This window comes from Algoriphagus aquaeductus, assembly GCF_003253485.1.
In the GTDB taxonomy this organism is placed as follows: Bacteria; Bacteroidota; Bacteroidia; order Cytophagales; family Cyclobacteriaceae; genus Algoriphagus; species Algoriphagus aquaeductus.
Genome location: NZ_QKTX01000015.1, coordinates 22332 through 44088, shown reverse-complemented (window position 1 = coordinate 44088; position 21757 = coordinate 22332). Strand labels below are relative to the sequence as shown.

At 44.3% G+C, this 21757-nt stretch carries 19 protein-coding genes; 14 read left to right on the top strand and 5 right to left on the bottom strand.

The window, feature by feature from the left end; all coding sequences use genetic code 11:
• The first annotated feature begins 146 nt into the window (after positions 1–146).
• The 9 genes from sufB to CLV31_RS17335 all read left to right on the top strand — a co-directional run bounded on the left by sufB (position 147) and on the right by CLV31_RS17335 (position 8054).
• Positions 147–1592 (top strand): Fe-S cluster assembly protein SufB, encoded by a 1446-nt coding sequence (gene sufB, locus CLV31_RS17375; RefSeq protein ID WP_111394345.1) that lies wholly within the window; start codon positions 147–149, stop codon positions 1590–1592.
• A 46-nt stretch (positions 1593–1638) separates the two neighbouring features.
• Positions 1639–2403 (top strand): Fe-S cluster assembly ATPase SufC, encoded by a 765-nt coding sequence (gene sufC / locus CLV31_RS17370; protein WP_111394344.1) that lies wholly within the window; start codon positions 1639–1641, stop codon positions 2401–2403.
• Positions 2404–2420: 17 nt separating this feature from the next.
• Positions 2421–3689 (top strand): Fe-S cluster assembly protein SufD, encoded by a 1269-nt coding sequence (gene sufD / locus CLV31_RS17365; protein ID WP_111394343.1) that lies wholly within the window; start codon positions 2421–2423, stop codon positions 3687–3689.
• A 4-nt stretch (positions 3690–3693) separates the two neighbouring features.
• Positions 3694–4917 carry a cysteine desulfurase gene (locus CLV31_RS17360; RefSeq protein WP_111394342.1) on the top strand — a complete coding sequence of 408 codons (1224 nt, stop codon included), beginning with the start codon at positions 3694–3696 and terminating at the stop codon, positions 4915–4917.
• A complete protein-coding gene (locus CLV31_RS17355) occupies positions 4914–5345 on the top strand; it encodes a SufE family protein (RefSeq protein WP_111394341.1) in 432 nt (143 codons plus the stop codon). Before CLV31_RS17360 ends, CLV31_RS17355 begins: the two co-directional genes overlap by 4 nt.
• A 1-nt stretch (position 5346) precedes the next feature.
• Positions 5347–5688 carry an iron-sulfur cluster assembly protein gene (locus CLV31_RS17350; protein WP_111394340.1) on the top strand — a complete coding sequence of 114 codons (342 nt, stop codon included), beginning with the start codon at positions 5347–5349 and terminating at the stop codon, positions 5686–5688.
• 25 nt (positions 5689–5713) lie between these two features.
• Positions 5714–6136, top strand: coding sequence for a BrxA/BrxB family bacilliredoxin (locus CLV31_RS17345; protein ID WP_111394339.1), 423 nt, complete (start codon positions 5714–5716; stop codon positions 6134–6136).
• Between the two features lie 250 nt (positions 6137–6386).
• Entirely contained in the window at positions 6387–7673 is a 1287-nt protein-coding gene (locus CLV31_RS17340; protein WP_111394338.1) for a citrate synthase, read from the top strand.
• 120 nt (positions 7674–7793) lie between these two features.
• On the top strand, positions 7794–8054 hold the full coding sequence (locus CLV31_RS17335) for an acyl-CoA-binding protein (protein WP_111394337.1): 261 nt from the start codon (positions 7794–7796) through the stop codon (positions 8052–8054).
• Positions 8055–8082: 28 nt separating this feature from the next.
• On the opposite strand, the gene CLV31_RS17330 is transcribed toward CLV31_RS17335, so the two are convergent.
• Both CLV31_RS17330 and CLV31_RS17325 read right to left on the bottom strand, forming a co-directional pair.
• Positions 8083–9075 carry a bile acid:sodium symporter family protein gene (locus CLV31_RS17330; RefSeq protein WP_111394336.1) on the bottom strand — a complete coding sequence of 331 codons (993 nt, stop codon included), beginning with the start codon at positions 9073–9075 and terminating at the stop codon, positions 8083–8085.
• Positions 9072–9821, bottom strand: coding sequence for a TrmH family RNA methyltransferase (locus tag CLV31_RS17325; protein WP_111394335.1), 750 nt, complete (start codon positions 9819–9821; stop codon positions 9072–9074). The genes CLV31_RS17330 and CLV31_RS17325 overlap by 4 nt, the downstream gene beginning before the upstream one ends.
• A gap of 19 nt (positions 9822–9840) precedes the next feature.
• Between CLV31_RS17325 and tamL the strand changes: the two genes are divergently transcribed.
• The 3 genes from tamL to CLV31_RS17310 are packed head-to-tail and all read left to right on the top strand — an operon-like array spanning position 9841 to position 13754.
• Positions 9841–12258 carry a translocation and assembly module lipoprotein TamL gene (gene tamL, locus CLV31_RS17320; RefSeq protein ID WP_111394334.1) on the top strand — a complete coding sequence of 806 codons (2418 nt, stop codon included), beginning with the start codon at positions 9841–9843 and terminating at the stop codon, positions 12256–12258.
• Positions 12259–12270: 12 nt separating this feature from the next.
• Positions 12271–13182 (top strand): oxygen-dependent coproporphyrinogen oxidase, encoded by a 912-nt coding sequence (hemF, locus tag CLV31_RS17315; RefSeq protein WP_111394333.1) that lies wholly within the window; start codon positions 12271–12273, stop codon positions 13180–13182.
• A complete protein-coding gene (locus CLV31_RS17310; RefSeq protein WP_111394332.1) occupies positions 13179–13754 on the top strand; it encodes a phosphatase PAP2 family protein in 576 nt (191 codons plus the stop codon). The genes hemF and CLV31_RS17310 overlap by 4 nt, the downstream gene beginning before the upstream one ends.
• A 39-nt stretch (positions 13755–13793) precedes the next feature.
• On the opposite strand, the gene CLV31_RS17305 is transcribed toward CLV31_RS17310, so the two are convergent.
• Positions 13794–15203: a sugar porter family MFS transporter gene (locus CLV31_RS17305; RefSeq protein WP_111394331.1), complete on the bottom strand. Its 1410-nt coding sequence runs from the start codon at positions 15201–15203 to the stop codon at positions 13794–13796.
• A gap of 283 nt (positions 15204–15486) precedes the next feature.
• Here CLV31_RS17305 and CLV31_RS17300 point away from each other — a divergent pair, with 283 nt between their 5' ends.
• Complete coding sequence (locus CLV31_RS17300; RefSeq protein WP_111394330.1) at positions 15487–16716, top strand: BamA/TamA family outer membrane protein; 1230 nt, start codon at positions 15487–15489, stop codon at positions 16714–16716.
• A gap of 58 nt (positions 16717–16774) precedes the next feature.
• On the opposite strand, the gene CLV31_RS17295 is transcribed toward CLV31_RS17300, so the two are convergent.
• On the bottom strand, positions 16775–19309 hold the full coding sequence (locus tag CLV31_RS17295) for a phosphoenolpyruvate carboxylase (RefSeq protein ID WP_111394329.1): 2535 nt from the start codon (positions 19307–19309) through the stop codon (positions 16775–16777).
• A 173-nt stretch (positions 19310–19482) separates the two neighbouring features.
• Between CLV31_RS17295 and CLV31_RS17290 the strand changes: the two genes are divergently transcribed.
• Entirely contained in the window at positions 19483–20631 is a 1149-nt protein-coding gene (locus tag CLV31_RS17290) for a lactonase family protein (protein ID WP_111394328.1), read from the top strand.
• Here CLV31_RS17290 and CLV31_RS17285 read toward each other — a convergent pair.
• Positions 20628–21710, bottom strand: a complete 1083-nt coding sequence (locus CLV31_RS17285; RefSeq protein ID WP_111394327.1) for an o-succinylbenzoate synthase — start codon at positions 21708–21710, stop codon at positions 20628–20630. The two genes, CLV31_RS17290 and CLV31_RS17285, sit on opposite strands and share 4 nt — an antisense overlap.
• Positions 21711–21757 lie beyond the last annotated feature (47 nt).

Genomic DNA, 21757 nt, shown 5'->3' with positions numbered 1-21757 from the left:
AAATTTTATCTATTAAGCATTTACGCCTATTAATTAGGGCAAAGCAACTATGTCTTATAGATTTTTAATATGACTTCGAACATATTTTTTTGATTAGATGTTGTACCTTCGCAGTCAAAATATAATTAGTCTAAATAACTCAGCAAATGAGCAAAGACAATCAGATTTTAGAAGAGCTTACCTCCAAAGAATACGAACACGGTTGGTCGGTCAATTATGAGGCCGATGAAGCGCCGACCGGATTAAATGAAGATATCATTCGATGGATTTCTGCAAAAAAAGAAGAACCAGAATGGTTATTGGAGTGGAGACTTAAAGCTTTTAGGACTTGGCAATCCATGACTGAACCCCAATGGGCAAATGTACACTATCCAAAGATAGACCTTCAGTCTTTGAAATATTATTCTGCGCCCAAACAGTCAAAAAAGCCTAAAAATCTTAACGAGGTTGATCCAGAATTGATCGCAATTTATGAGAGATTGGGTATTTCTCTCAATGAGCAAAAAAGACTTCAGGGAATCGCCATCGATGCTGTCCTGGATTCCGTATCCGTGGCAACCACTTTTAAGGATACCCTAGGAAAACTTGGAATTGTTTTCTGTTCATTCAGCGAAGCAGTAAAGGAGCATCCTGAACTGATAAAGAAATACTTAGGATCGGTCGTGCCTATGACCGACAATTATTATGCGGCTCTCAATTCAGCTGTATTTTCAGACGGTTCTTTTTGCTACATTCCAAAGGGAGTAAGATGCCCGATGGAGCTATCCACCTATTTCCGAATCAATGCCGCCAATACGGGTCAATTCGAAAGAACCTTGATTGTAGCGGAGGATGAATCCTATGTTTCTTATCTAGAGGGTTGTACTGCGCCTCAGCGTGACGAAAATCAGCTTCACGCAGCAGTGGTTGAAATTTATGCTGGAGCGCATGCACAGGTAAAATATTCTACCGTGCAAAACTGGTTCCCTGGAGATAAAGAAGGAAAAGGCGGTATTTACAACTTTGTAACCAAGCGGGGAATCTGTGCCGGAGATCATTCCAAAATCTCTTGGACTCAAGTAGAAACAGGTTCTGCCGTGACTTGGAAATACCCTTCTTGTATTTTAAAGGGTGATTATTCTGTCGGTGAATTCTATTCTGTAGCTGTCACCAACAACTATCAGCAAGCCGATACAGGTACCAAAATGATCCATATTGGCAAAAACACCAAATCAAGAATCGTATCTAAAGGTATTTCCGCAGGAAAATCCCAAAACTCCTACCGAGGACAGGTGCAGGTGATGAAGCGTGCGGACAATGCAAGAAACTTCTCCCAATGTGACTCTTTGCTGATGGGTGACCGTTGCGGAGCACATACCTTCCCCTACATCGATATCAATAATCCTACCGCCAAAGTAGAGCACGAAGCCACTACCTCGAAAATCGGTGAAGACCAGATATTCTACTGCAACCAGCGAGGCATCGCCACCGAAGATGCGGTAGCCTTGATTGTAAATGGCTACGCCAAGGAAGTATTGAACCAACTCCCGATGGAGTTTGCAGTAGAAGCACAAAAGCTACTTGCGCTCACATTAGAAGGTTCCGTTGGTTAAATCCAATTGAAAAATTGGAACACTTAAAAATTGAAAAATCAGAAACATGTTAAGCATAAAAAACCTCCACGCATCCATCGAGGGAAACGAAATCCTGAGAGGGATCAATCTTGAAGTAAAAGCAGGTGAAGTACACGCAATCATGGGACCAAACGGTTCCGGTAAGTCGACTTTGGCTTCTGTACTCGCAGGTCGTGAAGAATATGAAGTAACCGAAGGAGAAGTGATTTTCCAAGGTAAAGACCTTTTGGAGCTTGCTCCAGAAGACCGGGCAAGAGAAGGTGTATTCTTGGCTTTCCAGTATCCTGTGGAAATCCCCGGGGTATCCTCCACCAACTTTCTGAGAACAGCGCTCAACCAAGTCCGTGAATACAGAGGTCAAGAACCTTTGGACGCAGTAAAGTTTCTTTCGCTGATGAAAGAGAAAATGGCTTTGGTGGAAATCGATCAGAAATTACTCAGCCGATCACTCAACGAAGGTTTTTCGGGAGGAGAGAAAAAAAGAAACGAGATTTTCCAAATGGCCATGTTGGAGCCTGTCCTTTCCATTTTGGATGAAACGGACTCTGGATTGGATATCGATGCCTTAAGAATCGTATCCAATGGGGTAAATAAATTGAAATCAGACAAAACCGCAACGATCGTGGTGACACACTATCAGCGCTTGTTGGATTACATAGTTCCTGACTACGTGCACGTGTTGTACAAAGGAAGAATTGTAAAATCCGGCACTAAGGAGCTCGCTCTCGAGCTCGAAGAAAAAGGCTACGACTGGATCAAAGAAGAAGTCGATTCCGCAGCCACTGTCTGATCCCAAAACAAATAAACATGAGTACCTTGACCCAACAAGATACATTTCAAGCGCTTTTTGCAGCAAGCCCGGAAAACTTCCATTCCATTCGGAACTCAGGAAAGGAAAGCTTTCTCAATCAGGGGATTCCTGCCGTGAAAGCAGAAGAATATAAATTCACCAACATCAGTAAGAAGCTGGATAATGCCCTAACCAACTTCTCCACTGCCCTTCCTTTTGAAGTCACTCCGAGCCAAGTGAAATCGGCTTTGTTTGAAGGTTTCGAAGGTGATGTATTGGTTTTTGCCAACGGAGCATTTCTTCCTGAACTCTCCTCGACGATTGAAGGAGTGGAAATCTCCAAACTTTCCGATAAGCCTGAAACTTCCCTTGGAAGCATTGCCAAGGCCTCTAAAGATCCTTTTGCAGCGCTGAATCAAGCTTCATTTGTAGATGGAATTTTCATTTCCGTTCCAAAAAAATCCCAGATCGAAAGACCAATCCTATTGCTTTCTTTCAACAAAGAAAACCTTGGACAGGTTATTCAACCTAGGGTTTGGATTGAAGTGGGTGACTTTGCCGAGGTGACCTTCATTGATCAAAGCATCAGCCTTAGTGACTCTGCCTACTTTGTAAACAAGGTGGTGGAGGTAAAAGGCGGAGTGAATTCCCAAATCAGCTATTACAGACTTCAGAACGAAGGAAAAAACACCATCGAGGTCAGCAATATTGAAACGGACATTCTGAAAGATGCCAAATTCACCTCGGTGAATATTTCTCTTTCCGGAGATATGGTGAGAAATAATCTGAGTCTGAATCTTCTGGGCAGCAATTCCGAGGGTAACATGTTTGGCGTGTACTTGCTCAACGGTAAAACCCACGTGGACAACCATACCAATGTCGATCATACTATCCCTCACGCTGATTCGAACGAACTCTACAAAGGAATTCTCGCCGACCAAAGCCGCGGAGTTTTCAATGGAAAGATTTTCGTTCGTCAGGATGCTCAGAAAACCAATGCCTTCCAGCAAAACAACAATATCCTCCTCTCCGAAGATGCCATCGTCAATACTAAACCTCAATTGGAAATTTGGGCAGATGATGTGAAGTGCTCTCACGGATGTACCGTAGGTCAGCTGGATGAAGAGGCTTTGTTCTACCTCAGAGCGAGGGGACTTGACAAGCTTTCCGCGAAAGGACTTTTACTCTATGCATTCGCAGGTGAGGTGCTGGAAAAAATCGAAGAAGAAAGCTTCCACAATCATGTCGTAAACCTGATTCAGGAGCGCTTGGGAAGCAAATTCTAATCTCATGAGTCTACCTATCGATCAAATCAGGGGCCTGTTTCCTGTACTTCATCAAGAAGTGCATGGCAAGCCTTTGATTTATTTTGATAATGCCGCAACTACTCAAAAACCCAAGGCAGTCTTAAAAGCCTTGCAGGATTACTACGAAAAAGACAATTCCAATATTCATCGTGGTGCCCATGCGCTAGCTGACCGTGCTACGCGCGACTACGAGGAAACCCGTGAAGCAGTCAAAGATTTTATCGGCGCAAGAGAAGCCGCTGAAATTGTTTTCACCAAAGGGACTACCGAAAGTATCAACTTGGTTGCCCAGACTTTTGGAAGAAAATTTATCGGAAAGGGTGACGAGATCCTCATCTCTACCATGGAGCACCACAGCAACATCGTGCCTTGGCAGATGCTATGTGAGGCAAAAGGCGCGATACTGAAAGTAATCCCGATCAATGAAGCGGGTGAGTTAGTCTGGAAGGAATTCGAAAAACTTTTGACACCAAGGACCAAATTGGTCAGTGTCGTCCATGCTTCCAATGCATTAGGGACAATCAATCCCGTCAAAAAAATTATTGACGCAGCCCATGCTGTGGGTGCAAAAGTCCTTTTGGACGGTGCTCAGTCCACTTCCCACCTCGACATTGATGTGCTGGAATTGAACTGTGATTTTTTGGCTTTTTCGGCACACAAACTCTATGGTCCAACGGGTCTCGGGGTGCTTTACGGCAAAAGAGAAGTTTTGGAAGAAATGCCTCCTTTCTTAGGTGGAGGAGAAATGATCAAAGAAGTGACGTTTGAAAAAACCACTTATAATGAGATTCCTTTCAAATTTGAGGCCGGTACACCCAATATTGCTGATGTGATTGCTTTTAAAGCAGCTCTGGATTTTATCCAAGAGCTAACCAAATCCAAAATCAGGGCTCATGAAGATGGACTTTTGGCACATGCCAATGAACTGATGCATGATATCAAAGGATTTAACCCGGTTGGAACAGCCTCCGAAAAAGTCTCTGTACTTTCATTTAACATCCATGGAATGCATCCTTTTGATGTAGGACAAATGCTGGATGCCAAAGGAATTGCAGTGAGAACGGGTCATCACTGTACACAACCTTTGATGAAACGATTTGGAATCGAGGGAACTGTAAGAGCCTCCTTTGCGGTTTACAATACCAGATCAGAAATTGAAAAGCTGGCGGAAAGTGTCGCCCAAATCGCACGATTGAAAAACAAATGAGCACGATCAAGGAGGTACAGGAGGAAATTGTTTCAGAATTTGAAATCCTAGGTGATGACAAAGAGTCCACCATTTTCTACATTATGGAATTGGGAGGAAATCTGAAACCATTTCCTGATTCCGAGCGAAAAGAAGAAAACATCATCAAAGGGTGTCAGTCAAAAGTTTGGTTGATCGCAGATGAAAAAGACGGGAAAGTTCAGTATCAAGCGGATTCCAATACTGACATCACCAAAGGACTGATTTCTCTATTGATTCGTGTTTTGGATAATCGAAGACCGAATGAAATCATTCATGCTGATCTGGATTTTATTCAAAAAATCGGAATGGGGAGTATCATCGGAAGCCAACGATCCAATGGATTGGCTGCAATGATCAAACAAATGAAGCTCTACGCACTGGCTCTTCAAACCAAGCAAAATGCCTGATATGGAAGCTGAAAAACCTACCGAAAGCACCACCCAAGTCGACAACCTGCGAGACAAGGTGGTCACGGCTATCAAGCAGGTCTATGATCCGGAGATTCCGGTGGATGTCTACGAATTGGGATTGATCTATGAGATTACCGTGTACCCGGTCAACAATGTCTATGTACAGATGACCCTAACTTCACCCAATTGCCCTTCTGCTGAATTTATACCCTCAGAGGTCAAGGACAAAATCCAGCAAATCAGTGGAGTCAACAATGTGGAAGTCGAAGTGACATTTGATCCACCCTACTCTCAAGATATGATGTCCGAGGTAGCCAAACTCGAATTAGGATTTCTTTAAAACTGTATAATAAAAACTCAATAATATGTATCCTGAAGAACTAATCGCTCCAATGAGAGCGGAACTCTCCAACGTAGGATTCGAGGAATTTCGGACAGCTGAACAAGTTGCCGAACACCTGGGACCCAATCACAAAGGAACCACTTTCGTGGTAGTCAACTCTGTCTGTGGCTGTGCTGCAGGTGCAGCGCGTCCGGGGGTTAGATTTGCTTTAGAAAACGCTTCAAAAAAACCAACTACGCTCGCCACTGTTTTCGCAGGAAATGACCGTGATGCAGTAGCTAAAGTACGTGAACTGGTGTTGCCCTATCCTCCTTCTTCTCCGGCAATGGCCTTGTTTAAGGATGGAGAATTGGTGCACTTTATCGAAAGACACCATATCGAAGGAAGAAATGCCAAAATGATCGGTGATCACCTGGTAGAAGTATTTGAACATTTCTGCGACTAATCAGAAGCCCTTCGGGGCTTTTTTTGTCTGCTGCTTCTGGGATTTATCATGTCTATTAAGACAAGTTATAATCCTTCCGGGGGCAAATACTTTATTTCCAACAAGTTATTATTCAATGCTAACCCTCTGAGATTTGCCAAATAATATTGCGTTCTGTCGTGGAATAAAATCCTTAAAAAACGGTCAATTTTATTAACTTAAGCGCGATTTTAGAGTTTTTAAAATTAAAACGAATCCAAACTAACGATTTATGTCTGACTCCGCCAAGTTGTCCTACAATGGGCAAGAATACGAATTCCCGGTGATCATCGGCACCGAAAACGAGCCTGCTATTGATATTGCGAAACTGAGAAGTGCTACTGGCCTGATCACCCTTGATTCAGGTTTCAAAAACACAGGTTCAACTACCAGTTCCATTACTTTTTTGGATGGTGAAGAGGGAGTTCTAAGATACAGAGGATACAGAATCGAAGACTTGGCAGAAAAGTCAAGCTTTATCGAAGTAGCCTACCTTTTGATTTATGGTGAATTGCCCACCCAACAACAATACGAGGATTTCACCAGAGAAATCACCATGCACACGCTCGTGCACGAAGACATCAAAAAAATACTCGATGGATTCCCTTCCAATGCCCACCCGATGGGAGTCCTTTCTTCTTTGATCTGTTCGCTTTCTGCATTTTATCCGGATTCATTAAACCCAAATGCAAGTGCTGAGGATGTAAATCTCAGTATCGTTCGTTTGATTGCCAAGATGCCAACCTTTGCGGCCTGGGCTTATAAAAATAAAGTTGGACACCCGGTAAACTATCCGGACAATTCCCTGGATTATTGCTCCAACTTCCTCAAAATGATGTTTGCGCTACCTGCAGAACGATATGAAGTAGATCCAATTGTCGCCAAAGCTTTGGATGCATTGTTGATCCTTCATGCAGATCATGAGCAAAACTGCTCTACTTCCACTGTAAGAATCGTTGGCTCCTCTCAAGCATCTATTTACGCTTCTATTTCTGCCGGAATCAATGCGCTCTGGGGTCCGCTACACGGTGGTGCAAACCAGTCCGTGATCGAAATGCTCGAGGCCATCAAAGCTGACGGCGGAGATGCCAAGAAGTATTTGGACAAAGCCAAAGACAAAAACGATCCTTTCCGATTGATGGGCTTTGGACACCGAGTGTACAAAAACTTCGATCCAAGAGCTAAAATCATCAAAAAAGCCGCTGATGATGTTCTAAACAAACTTGGCGTCAAAGATCCCGTTTTGGACATTGCCAAAGAACTGGAATACGCCGCCTTGAACGATCAGTATTTTGTAGACAGAAAACTCTACCCTAACGTAGATTTCTATTCTGGAATTATCTACCGTGCTTTGGGTATCCCTACCGATATGTTTACCGTGATGTTTGCATTGGGAAGACTCCCGGGCTGGATTGCTCAATGGAAAGAAATGAGAGAAAACGGTGAGCCTATCGGAAGACCTCGTCAGGTATACACCGGAGCTACCGAAAGAGACTACGTTAGCATGAACAAGAGATAATCAGCTCAATCCTGAGTGCTCAAACCAGCCTTCTGAAGGCTGGTTTTTTCTTTTTCCGCTATTTTCATTCCTGTTTTTTTCCTCATATTTGGAAACTCAAAACACAACTTTCAGTTTACCATGAAACCAACTACACTAGAAGAGGCAGTATCTCTTACCCAGAGATTTACCACAAGACCCAGCAATGAGGAGCTGTTGAGGCTATACGGATTATATAAGCAGGCTACCGAGGGGGATAATGAAGGAGAAAGACCGGGAGGATTTGATTTTAAGGCAGCAGCCAAATACAATGCCTGGTTGACTTTGAAAGGAAAGTCTAAAGAAGAGGCTACCCAAGCCTATTTGGATCTCGTGGAAGAGCTTGCCGGCAAATACCTATAAAGTCCAACCCTGAAAGCCTGGATCACCTTCAGGCTTTATTTTTTCTCCCAAAATAGCCCGCCAGCATGCTACCCAAAATCAACTGCTGGATATGGTAAAGCATGACGGGAAGTAACACCAAACCTAACACGGCAGGATCAGGAAAGATCACCTTTCCGATGACTACACCATGAACCAATGATTTTTTGGAGCCACAAAAAAGGGCAGTAATCCGATCCTGAACAGAGAATCCCAACATTACACTCAAAGAATGTAAGAGAAGCATCATTCCTATAAAAATGGCCAACATGGTGACGGCTACACTCAGTAAGATTCCCAAGGAGTAGGAAGAGAATATTTTTTGGGCAAAAGACTCGGAAAAAGACGTAAACACAATCATCATGATCACCGTCTGGTCCACATACTTCAGCTTGGGAAGGGCTTTGCTCAATTTCGGAAAAAGCCAACCATGAGATAGTATTCCCAATACCACAGGCAGCAAGACTTTAACCGAAAGCTCTCCCAAGGTAGTCCAAAAATCTACCTCACCCTCGACACCTCCCGCCAATACTCCCATCCAAACCGGAGTCAGTATCACCCCCAACAGACTGGAAATACTCGCATTAAAAATAGCCCCGGGGAGATTTCCTCCTGCAATAGATACCATGACAACCGAGGCACTCACCGTGGATGGAAGAGCGGACAAATAGGTAATCCCCAACTTAAAATCCTCACTGATCCATGGAATCACTGACATCATTACCCATACCAGAACGGGAAACAATAAGAATGTCGACAATTGGATCAGGAGATGGAGTTTCCAATTGGAAAGCCCTGCTTTAAGTTGATTGGGATCAAGTTTGACTCCGTAAAAAAAGAAAACCAAGCCAATTCCTATATTGATGACCGGCTTCCAAGGCAGACCGGATTGCTCAGCCCCTACCTCAGGGAAAACTGAGGCAAGGGCTATAGCCACAAACAAGCCCAGTAAAAACCCATTGATTCCAACTTTGGAAAGCGTTTGTCCAAGCTTTTCTCTCATGAACCTAAAAGCCTTTTGAAATTGTCACACAGAATCGCAGTAGCAATTGCCACATTAAGAGATTCTGCCTTTCCAAACCCCGGAATAGTCACTTTTTTACTTACCCACTTTTCAACCTCCGCCGAGATTCCTTTGGATTCATTGCCCATCACGATTACTCCCGGGAGAGGATTGGCCAAACTATGGATATTTTCCCCATCCAAAAATGCCCCATACACGGGCAATTGCCATCTGGACAAAGCCTCCTCTAGGTCTTCATAGAAAAACTTGACCCGGGTGAATGAACCCATGGTAGCCTGGATTACTTTGGGATTATAAAATTCAGCTGTCTGAGGAGAAAACAGCAGCTTGGAAATTCCAAACCAGTCGGCAATCCGGATGATGGTCCCAAGATTCCCCGGATCTCTGACCTCATCGAGTGCCAAAACAAGCTCCTTAGGATCAGGCACAAAGGCCTCGTTTGCTTTCATCCTCACTACGGCAAGAGCGGAATCATTCGATTGATAAAGGCCCACTTGCTCCAACTGATGCCGGGTAACGTTGAGTAATTCTCCGCTATACGAACGGATCAAATCGGGATATTTCTGCTGAAAATCATCTGTCACCAAAAGTAATTCTGTCAAGAAATCCGAGTTCAACACCTCTACCACACTTTTCTCCCCTTCGACAAAGAACCTCTCCGCTTCGCTTCGGTATTTTTTTTGATGTAAGGATTTTATAAACTTAACCGTATTTTTGCTTAGCATTCCCTCAGTTTAATCCGATTTGAAATCCTCCAAATATATACTTTTTATTGCTCTGCTCTGGTTATGCTTGAGTTGCTCATTGACTAAAAACCTGGAGGAAGGCCAGTATATCGTCTATGAGAATGATTTAAAAGGGGTGGAAAGATCCGATCAGGAAGAACTCCTCAAATTGATCGAACAAGAACCAAATACTCGATTTTTAGGTACTTCTGTGGGTGTTTTGATTTATCGTTTCGGGAGAAATTTTTACGACAGCACCGCTGTTGCTGAAAAATTGGCGGATACCAAGGAAAAACTTAGGCAAATCGGAATTCAACAAGATTCACTGCCCCTGGATCGCAAACTCCGCAAAAAGGAAGAGAAATTAGAATCCAAGGTCGCCGGTCTGGAAAGGAAATTAGAATTTGGCAACGCACTGATGAGAACAGGCAACCCCGTGGTCATCCTGGATAGTACTCTGACTGAGAAAACCTATCGTAATTTGAAAGGGTATTTGGTCAATCATGGTTTTTTTGATGCCAAAGTCAATTATGAGGTGGAAACCAAAAATCAGAAGGCTTTCGTCACCTACCAAATCACAGAAAACAAACCCTACATACTGGATTCGGTCTATACACGAAGTGAAAACGAAGAAATTGTACGCATCCTCAATCTCAATCCCCAAAATTCGCTGATAAAGAAAGGGGAGATCTATGTGCAGGATAATATTGCAGCTGAACGAAACCGAATTGAGGAACTGTTGAAAAACAACGGCTTTTACATGTTTTCGAGGTCGTATATCAATTACATAGCCTACCAGGATACTGCTGCCAAAACCATCCGATTGGAGCAGGTCATTCAAAAACCCACTTTTTCGGAAAAACATGAAGTCTATACCCTGGATTCAATTGTATTTCGAATCAATCCTCCCAGTGATGAATTCGCAGACCGAAGAGTACAAACCCGGTATAACCATATCAATTTCTCTTTTTATCGGGACCGATACTCGGCCAAAATCCTTGCCTCACGTGTTCAACTGCAAAAAGGGGCTCCATACAGTCGGACCAAAGCCATTGAAACCCAACGGCTTTTGAACAATCTGGATTTGTTCAGATTCGTCAACATTACCTTCGATACCTTAGGCACCTCACTGACTGCCAATATATTTACGCAGCCCAACCAAAAATATCAACTGACCAATCAGCTCGGGATGACGATCACAGAGCAGCTTCCCGGTCCATTCTTTAGCACGGCCCTTCGTAATCGAAACTTTTTCAGAGCAGGTGAAATCTTAGAGTTCAATTTCAGGGCTGGACTGGAAGGTGTCGCTTCAGCCACAGGTCAAGGAGTCTATCAAAGCAGTGAACTAAATACTTCTGTTTCTGTAATTTTTCCGCGTTTTTTAATCCCCTTTGCCCCCAGCTCCTTACAAAAATTCGGGAAATACAATCCAAATACCCGAGTTCAGTTTGGTTATTTGTTTACCAATCGTCCCGAATACAGAAGAAATGCCATTAATGGTCTGTTGGCCTACAATTGGTCTACCCAAAACAACCGGCAAACCTTCACGGTCAATGCCGCTGATATCAGCTATATCCGGACCCCATTTATACAAAATGAGTTTGCACAAATCCTCACCAACCTTCAGCAGGAAGGGAATAACCTGATTTGGTCTTTTTTACCCTCATTTATAAGCAGTTTTTCGGGTCAGACGATTATTAATTTTAATCGATATGGTGACTTCAAAACCCGCAAAGCTGCATTGCTCCGAGTATTTGGGGAAAGTGGAGGCACCTCCCTCAACTTTTTTAACGTAAAAAGCAACGATGAACCGGGAATCGAATTTGCCAATTTCCAATGGCTAAAAGGACAAATTGATTTCAGGAGGTATTACCCCGTAAATGAAAAACAGACTTTTGCCTATCGTTTCAATTTTGGAATGGCTAGACCGTATGGAGTCAGTGCGGGGATTTTGCCTTATGAAAAGTATTTCTTTGCAGGAGGTGGAACCAGTATTCGGGCTTGGCAGGCACGGCGATTGGGACCAGGAAGCTATAGCCCGACGAGAGGTACAAGGGGTGAATATGACTTTACCACCGAGCAGCCCGCCGAAATGATTTTGGAAAGCATGCTTGAATACAGGAGAAAGCTTTTCGGGTACTTTGACATGGCCTTGTTTATCGACGCCGGAAACGCGTGGATGATTGGCCGAGATGCAGCCAGACCCGGGGCAGATTTCCGATATGATCGGTTTTACAAAGAAATTGCGCTGGGAGCCGGTTGGGGTATCCGGATGGACTTTGACTTTCTGGTCATCCGCTTGGATTTGGCGACCAAAGCCATTGATCCCTCGCAGCCCGAAGGGAGCCGATGGGTGCTGGATAATCTCAGTTTCAGACAGCCATTCGGCAAAAGAGGACAAACGGTATTTAACTTTGGAATTGGATATCCATTCTGAGAAATTGATCTAATGAGCAGAAAAACAAAAGAGGAAATAGCCCTAATCTACCAGCAAATGCAAGAGTATATCTGCAAAGGCTTGGAAGAGAGAGATGGCCAGGGGAAATTTATCGAGGACCGATGGGAAAGAAGCGAAGGCGGCGGAGGGAGAACCCGGATTTTCCAAGATGGAGCGATCATCGAAAAAGGAGGAGTTGCTTTTTCAGCGGTTCATGGAGCGACTCCAGAAAAAATCCTGCAAAAACTGGGGCTGGATCAAGCTGACTTTTTTGCGACAGGAGTTTCTATTGTGCTCCATCCTTTCAGTCCCAAAGTGCCGATTATCCACATGAATATCCGGTATTTTGAAATGGAAAACGGCATACATTGGTTCGGTGGGGGAATTGACCTTACCCCCCATTACATCGTTCCTGAGGATGCGGCCTATTTTCATCAAAAACTCAAAGAAACCTGCGATGCTTTTGATTCAGAGTATTATCCGAAGTTTAAAAATTGGGCAGACGATTACTTTTACCTCAAGCACCGGGACGAAACACGGGGTATAGGAGGTATCTTTTACGATAGGTTGAGCGCTTCATCTGATGGTCAGTTTCAGGCTATCCTCGATTTCAGTCTGGCGCTTGGCCGATTATTCCCTGAGATTTACGGCTATTTTATGCATAAAAATGCCAAGCTTCCGTTTGGTCCGGAGGAAAAAGCATGGCAAAATCTAAGAAGAGGTCGCTACGTGGAGTTTAACCTGGTATGGGATGCAGGCACCAAATTCGGATTGGATACCAACGGAAGGACAGAAAGTATTTTGATGAGTATGCCTCCACAGGCCGAATGGACCTATATGCATCAGCCCAGGCCAGGAAGCGAGGAGGAATTTACCCTCAAGCATCTCAAAAAAGGGTTGGACTGGCTTTCCTATCAATCATGATCGAAACAGTCAAAAAGTGGGATGAAGACCTTTTTCTTTGGTTGAATTCCTTCCATTCGGAAGCCTTGGATCCGATTATTTTCCAAATGACCGAGACCATTACCTGGCTCCCGCTCTTCCTTTTTCTGATTTACAAAATTTACCGGATTGACCCCAAAAACTCCTGGTGGGTCTTTGGTGGGATCATGCTGACCATACTTATCGCAGACCAAGTGACTTCCGGATTGATGAAGCCTTTCTTTGAAAGACTCCGCCCCTGCCACGATCCCCGATGGGAAGGCATCATCCATAATTATGGAAGATGTGGAGGCTTATATGGTTTTGTCTCCTCTCATGCTGCAAACACCTTTGGGTTGGCAGTATTCCTCAACCGGAAACTGAAAGGTAAAATCAAAGGACTTCGTTGGCTATACCTGTATGCCTTTGTCGTGAGCTATACCCGAATCTATCTAGGCGTACATTATCCCTGGGATATCCTCTTAGGGGCAGTAATGGGTACCTTGGCGGCCTGGATCTCCTGGTTTTTTATCGTTTTTGTGAAACGAGAACTCGTCAAAAAAATCCTCAAATAATCCACCAAAAAAGTCTGAAATCCAAGGTGATTGAAGATCTCACCCTCCCAATTCTTTTTCCAATTCTTCGAGGGATTTCCCTTTGGTTTCAGGCAAAACGACCCAGATTACCAAAAAGCCGAAGGCACATATTGCTCCATAAAGCCAAAAATTATTCGCCCAGCCCAGATTTTCTTTGATGGCAGGAAAGAAATAGGTGAGTGTAAAATTACCCACCCAATGCGCTAAGGCACCGACAGAAATGGCTGCTCCCCGTACCTTATTGGGAAATATCTCCGACAAAAGCACCCAAAGCAAGGGAGCCAAGGAGATCGAATAAAACATCACATTGGCCAATACCAATACCACCACCAGTGAGCCTCCAACTTCGGCAAAAAATGAATAGCCGATTCCTGCATACAAAAACGTCATTGCTGCAAGGCATACCAAAAGAATCCGCTTCCTCCCGAACCGGTCCACGGTAGCCAGAGTGACGAAAACGGAAAGTACCATCACTCCTCCTACCACGACAATGTTGAGCATCATCTGTTTGAGGTTATAGCCGGCAGCCTGAAAGATATCTGCCGCATAATAGATCACGACATTGATGCCGCTCCATTGTTGGAGAAAGGCCAAAAAGACGCCTATTGCAAGAAGTTTGAGGATATTTTTTTGAAAAAGTTCTTTCAGATTGACCTGTCCCAAATCGCCCCCAGACAAGGTGGACCTTGTCTCTTGAATTGATGATTCGGCATACTGTGATCCCCCGATTTTGGTCAATATCTTCTTTGCCTCATCCAGCTGATTGTTTTTCACAAGCCATCTTGTACTCTCCGGAACAAAAAACATCAATACAAAAAACAAAGCGGCAGGTATCAACTCCGCGCCAAACATCCATCTCCAGCCCGCCTGACCATTCCAGCTTTGGGCGATTTCGTCAAAACCCGCCTGGTCCGAAAGTTGGGTATCCAAGAGGGAAATCTGCCAATTGACCAGCTGTGCCAGCAATACGCCAAACATGATCAGAAGCTGATTGATCGTCACCAGCCTGCCTCTCTTATCAGATGGTGCCAGTTCGGAGATGTAAAGTGGAGAAAGATTCAACGCAATTCCCATGGCCACTCCTCCCACAATTCGATACAGGTTGAAAGCCCAAAAGGTCTCGGCCAAGGCGGTACCCAATGCAGAAAGTGAAAACAAAAAGCCGGAAAATATCAGCAGTCGCTTTCTTCCCAATCGGTCACTGATCCAAATACACAGCCCCGCCCCCACCATGCATCCCACCAAAGCCGAACTGGTTCCCCAGCCTTGATCTTCCACCGAAGTGATCCCAAAGTATGGTTCATAAAAGGGCTTAGCTCCACCAATCACCACCCAATCATAGCCGAATAAAAATCCTCCCAATGCTGCGGTGAGCGATATCAGCCAGATGTAGGTTTGATTGTAGGTGGGGGAAGGCGTGAGGGTCATATCGGGAAATGCTTTAGGAATTAGGCACCAAAAAATACCCGATTTTCGGGAGCATGCAATCCTGCCCTATCCCATCCGATCTTAGAATTTCTATATAAACCTTAATCTTCTCTCTATAAATACCTCTATTTAGTGTAGAAGATAAAGGTCTTTTGTGCGATTTTCCTTTTGCAATAAATGCAAGTAAACCCTATCAAAGGAGTGAAATTCACTAAAATTAAATTTGATCCAGAATGCTAGAATACCTAGAATTAAGTCAGGAAGCCAGCCCCTCCTTGAGCCTATGAAATCCAGCCTTTATCTCGCTTTTTTATTGACCTTTTCTTTCTCTGGCTACGCGCAAAAAGACACTGTCGATTCTTACTCTCCCAACAAAATTTACCACTTTAGTTTTATCCCCCTTCCGGCTATTGCTTCCAATCCAGCCAATGGATGGATGTTTGGTTTTGCGCCTTCGGCTACTTGGTACATGGGAAACCCACAAACCACCAAAATGTCCAATCTGGTCGGAAACCTTCTCTATACCACGAAAAAGCAATGGATTTTCAGTTCTCGGCACAATATCTATCTATCCGACAACAGCGCCTTGTTGATCGGAGATTGGAGATACTTCCTGACTTCACAGCCCACCTTTGGTTTGGGAAGTTCTACACCAAACGAACTTTCGGAAAACCCCAACAGATTTGGAGTGTATTGGGGCGAACAACAGATGGATTTCACTCTGATCCGGTTCTATGAGGCATTTTTGAAACGAATTGGAGATTCAAATTTTTATCTGGGAATGGGTTATCACCTCGACATCCATACCCGGATCAAAAACTTCCTCAACGAATCGGCTGACCCCGATAATCTATTTGCCCACGACCAATACAACCTTTCCAGAGGTTTCGACTCCGATCGGTATACCCTTTCCGGAATCACAATTAATGCAGTCATGGACAATCGAGACGTAGCTGTATCTCCTTATGAAAAAAACTTTGCCTGGTTTCAATATAAAATCAACCCGACTTTTTTAGGTTCGGACCGATCCTCAAGCACCTTGCTCTTGGACTACAGACATTATTTCAATCTCGATCAAAAACGAAAGCGGAATTTAATCGGAGTTTGGGCTATGGGCAATTTCTTGATTTCTGGTGATTTACCTTATATGAACCTCCCTTCAATCGGTTGGGATATGTTTGGCCGGAGTGGTCGCGCCTATGCCCAGGGAAGATTCAGAGGGGCTAATATGGTGTATGGGGAAGCCGAATGGAGATTCCCGCTTCAAAAATCCAAAGAAACTTTTGGCGGAACTGTTTTTGTAAACAGCGCGACATTTAGTGGAGGTAGGCCATTGGAAATGATGGGACCTAAGGATTTCAGCGAAAAACTATTCGAAAAAATCAACCCCGGATACGGCGTTGGATTGAGAGTGATGATCAACAAGGAGAAAAGAACCACTATCGCGGCTGATTATGCCTTTGGGCAAAAAGGAAATTCAGGGTTTTATCTGAATATCAATGAGTCATTTTGAGCTAGCCTAACTCCAACCAAAAAAGGTGGCTTTTAAACCACCTTTTTTGATTCAAAATTTACGCGGCATTTCGCATGGCATTGATGATCCCAAACATAGTTCTCAGAATCAGTTTATCCAAAATGGCAGTAGATGAGCCATTTTCAAGTCCACATTGGATGGCGTACTGCTGAATCGTGATCAGCGGAAGGACAATTCGCTCGCGGATCTCGATGGAAGCTTTGGAAACCGGGTTGTCTTCCAACAATTCCTGCATACCGGAGATTTCCTTTAATTTCTCCACAGACTGCAAAAACTCCTGATACAGAATCCCCCAAAATTCTCCATACTCCGGATTTTCTTTGAGGTATGCAGAAGCAGGATAAAAACACTTATTCAGCGACTGCATGGAATTGCTCAACAAAGTCCGAAAAAACAGGCTTTCTTGGTATAACTTTTTGAGTTCTTCCATTTTCCCTTCCTTTTCCAGAGCGGCCAAGGCGGTACCAACGCCATAAAATCCTGGAATATTTTGCTTCATCTGCGCCCAAGAACCAACAAAGGGAATGGCCCTCAGGTCTTCAAATTTCAATCCTGACGCTCCTCCCCGCTTCAAAGGCCTAGACCCGATATTGGTCATTCCAAAAAACTTAAGCGGCGCCACATGTTCCAAATAAGGGACAAATTTGGGGTGACTTTTCAATTGCTTGTAAGCTTGATATCCCGCATCTGCCAAGGCTTGGATCAATTCACGCTGAGATTCATTCAGATTTTTCTCTGCATCGGGATAGAGATGATTTTCTAGTCCTGCACTGAGCAATTGCTCAAAATTATATGTACAGGAGACAATTTTTCCATAGTTGGATGAAATAGTTTGACCCTGAATGGTGACCTGGATTTCCGAATTTTCCACTTTTTCACCCAGAGAGGCATAGAAATTATGCAGGTTTCCTCCCCCTCTCGCCACGGGACCTCCTCTACCATCGAAAAAGACCACCTGAATCCCATGCTCACGGGAGACTCTGGTCAATTCTTCCTTTGCCTCCAAAATGGACCAGTTCGCTTTAAGGTATCCTCCATCTTTGGTCCCGTCCGAAAATCCAAGCATGATGTTTTGTTTCCAACCCCGATTTTGAAGGTGGAGCTTGTATTCTGGCATTTGGTAGAGCTTGGTCATGATTTCCGGTGCACTCGCCAGATCATCTATCGTCTCAAAAAGCGGCACAATATCCAAGGGGAGCTTTCCATGTTCTACTCCAAAGGTCAGTTTGGCCATTTGATAAACCTCCAGTATATGCAGCACGGATTGGCAGTTGGAGATGATGTAGCGATGAAGCCCTTCCTCTCCATTACTCTTTTGGATAGACTTTACGGAAGCCATCGATTGGAGCATTTCCCGGTGGAAGGACTCTTCGAAATGGTCCAAAGCCGGCAATCCTTTCGTTTTCATCACTTTGGAGATCAATTCTTCCTCCGAGCCCGTAAACTCCTTTCCCTGAATCGTGAATACCTCTTCCCAAAACCCGTCATGCTTTCGACTGTCCTGTCGCAAATCCATATGCGCAAAGTGAAATCCGAAAATCTTAACTTTCAGAATAAACTGATCCAGCAAATCCAAAAACAATCCGTCATGATGGGTAATCAAAGCCTCTCTGGCCTCCAATAAGATGGCCAGGAGATCTTCTTTGGAGGAATAAACTTCCTTGTTTTCAAATAAGGTAAAATAAATCCCTCTTTCCGCTTTGGTGATCAGTTCTTCGACATTTTTGAAAGTAAGACGTTTTCTGAGCTTTCGCAGGTCCCGATAATAGCAGCGCATGAGCCATTTTTTCAATCGATCAGCCACCTGAAGAGTTATGTCGTGGGTCACAAACGGATTTCCATCCCGATCCCCGCCTGGCCAGAACCCCACTTTCAAGATCCCCGGGTTTTCCCAGGAATGGAGTGGTTGATCCAATCCTTTGAGCAGGCGGATGATGATGTCCGGAATGGCATGATAAAACACGTTTTCCAAATACCAGATCAAGCTGACCGCCTCGTCAAAGGGAGTGGGTTTTTCTCTGTTGATAAATCCGGTCTTTCCCAATTGCTGTAGGAGCAAATTGATGCTCTCCAAGTCATTGTTTCGAATGGCACTTTCCAGGTCAGTGATAATTCCCAGGACGTTACCCGGATAAAACTGGGTGGGATGGGCAGTAAGCGTAAGCCGGACAGAGAAATTCTTCAATTTCTGGATAAGGGCTTCCTTTTTCCGGTCATTTTCTACCCGATTGATCAGGGCCTTTACCGAGCCTTTTCCCGAGATATCATTGATTTTTTCGTAAGCCGCATCTTCAATTGAATCAAACAACACGACCTGACGCTCCACGTATTGGATCATCTGAAACAAAAAGTCATATTTCTCTTTTTCAGATTGCCCCGGCATCATTTCTTCAAAAAAACCATCAATGATCTGTCTGGGAGTTTTGCCAGAGGCATAGCCTGTCTCGCAAGCCCTACCCAAAAAAGGTAACAGCGTGCCGGTGACGTAGATATCATCAAAAGGGAGATCTAAGAACAGGCTGTTGTATATGGTAAATCGCTTGGCAACCTGCGTATCGTAAATCTGGTGCATCAGGGTCTTGGTTTGATAGGATAAGCAAATTAGCAATTATTCTATCTTTATGACAAAAATTTGAATTATTAGTAATTTTTTTAATCCAAAATTTTATTTTCACTATCTAAAATGGCTGTTTTCTTGATTTTTGCAAAAAGAAAAACACCGGGATTTTTTTCTATTTTCAGGCTATGAAACTCGCACCTTCCCTACTCTTTCTGCTTTTACTTGCAGCCTGCACGCCTTCTCAAACCCAGCCTGAAAGCATGAATTCCGTTTCTACTCCTAAAAGTTACCAATTCTTGGTTGGCACTTATACCGATTCGATCCACCACGGGATCAACTACTTGTATTTTTCTCCGGATGAAAATCTCATGACCATCGAAACAATCGCAGCAGGGATTGCCAATCCTTCCTTTGTAGTGTCCAGTAAGGATGGGAAAAAAGTATTTTCACTTGAAGAGGAATCGGGGATTCAAGGGGGTAAAGTCTTGAGCTTTTCCAGAAATCCGGAAACGAATGAGTTGGCTTTACTTGATCAAGACGATTCTCAGGGGGACCATCCCTGCCATATTGCTCTTTCTCCGAACGAGGATTTTTTGATCCTAAGTAACTACACCGGAGGAAGTCTGAGTGTATTCCGGGTAAGTCAAGGAGGCCAGGTGGATTTTGTCCAAAAAATCCAACATACAGGCAAAAGCGTCAACAAGTCCCGACAAGAAGCTCCCCATGTGCATTCCACGCTATTTGACCGGGAGGGAAAGCGGGTTTTAGTGGCTGACTTGGGCACAGACAAAATCTATGTGTACGACTTCAATCCTTCAATCGCCGCTCCATTGAGCCTTTCCGGCGAGTTACCCATGACTCCCGGCGATGGCCCGAGACACTTGGCCTTTTCTGCCGATGGGAAGGAAGTCTTGGTGGTAGAAGAAATGAGCGCCATGCTCGATGTGTTTTCATACGAAAATGGAGTTCTATCTCCCAAGCAACGACTCAGCCTGTTGGATGAAGGATTTGAGGGCGCAGTCGGTGCCGCAGAAATCCGTCTTTCCCCTGACGGAAAACACGTCTATGTATCCAACCGAGGAGAGGCAAATACCCTTTCGGTCTTTGCAAAAAAGTCGAACGGAGAATATGTAAGAATCCAAAATATCCCTTCAGGAGGCATCATACCCAGAAACTTCAACCTGACTGACGACGGAAAATACCTGCTGTCAGCACATCAGGCCAGCAATGATATTGTGATTTTCGAAAGGGATGCAGTCTCAGGCACACTCAGCCTCACGCCATGGAAAGCCACGGTCCACAAACCCGTCTATCTGCATCGATTACCCAATTAAGCGGGATACTCCCAAGGGAGGGATGGGTTATAGTGGATTTTTCCTGAATGTACTTCGAGAGGAGATTCCAGATTATTAAGGTAGAGTTTGCCCGTCCCCAATCCTTGAGGGATACTTGGATGAAGAGATGATGCCAATTGGGAAATGGCATTCAATCCGATATTGCTTTCCAAAGCAGAGGTCATCCACCAGCCAATTCCTCTTTCTTCGGCAAGACCAATCCACGCTTGGGTCTCCTGGATCCCACCTAGCAGGGTAGGTTTCAAAATAATATGCTGAGGCTGAATCGTATCCAGGAGTTGTTCCTTTTCCTTCACTCCGATCAATTCCTCATCCAATGCAACGGGCAAGGGAGTGGATTGGCAGAGTTGATGCATCGCTTTCCAATTTCCGGCAGGAATCGGTTGCTCGATGCTGTGCAGCGACAAATCAGCGAGCCGACGGAGCTTTTCTAAAGCTTTCTGATTTGAAAATGCACCATTCGCATCTACTCTTAGCACTACTTCCTCAGGGGAAAATCGACTCCGGATATATTTCAACAGTGCGATTTCTTGCTCAAAATCTATGGCTCCTATTTTCATCTTGATGCAGTCAAAGCCTTCTGTCAGCTTTTGATCGATTTGCTCCAGCATGAAATCCCGGTCTCCCATCCAGATCAGTCCATTAATTGGAATCGGCTCATTCAGGTCATAAAATGGATTGGAACTAATTTTCTTCTTCCCTCCATGGATCAAATCCAAAAGTGCAGTTTCGAGCCCAAAACGAATGGAGGGAAATTCAAAGGGGACCATTGATCTGACTTGGTCTATGATTTCCTTCCCGCTCTGCGACCACGGCTGATTTTCTGCCGTCTGGAGCATTTTCACCAAGAAATTCTCGAAATCAGGGCTATAGTCCGGACTTAACCCCACCAACGGAGCGGCCTCTCCCCATCCTTCGACTTCTGGGTGATCAGCATGGATAGCTTTAATCCAATACACCTCGCGGGTTTTCAACACTCCTCGGGAAGTGCCCGCATCAAACCTGAAAATCAGGTTTCTCTTGATATAAGAAAATTTAATGGTAGAGCTTGGGGTCATTTCTGAGTAACCGGAATTGGAATAAAAGGGTTGGCTATATTTGCAGC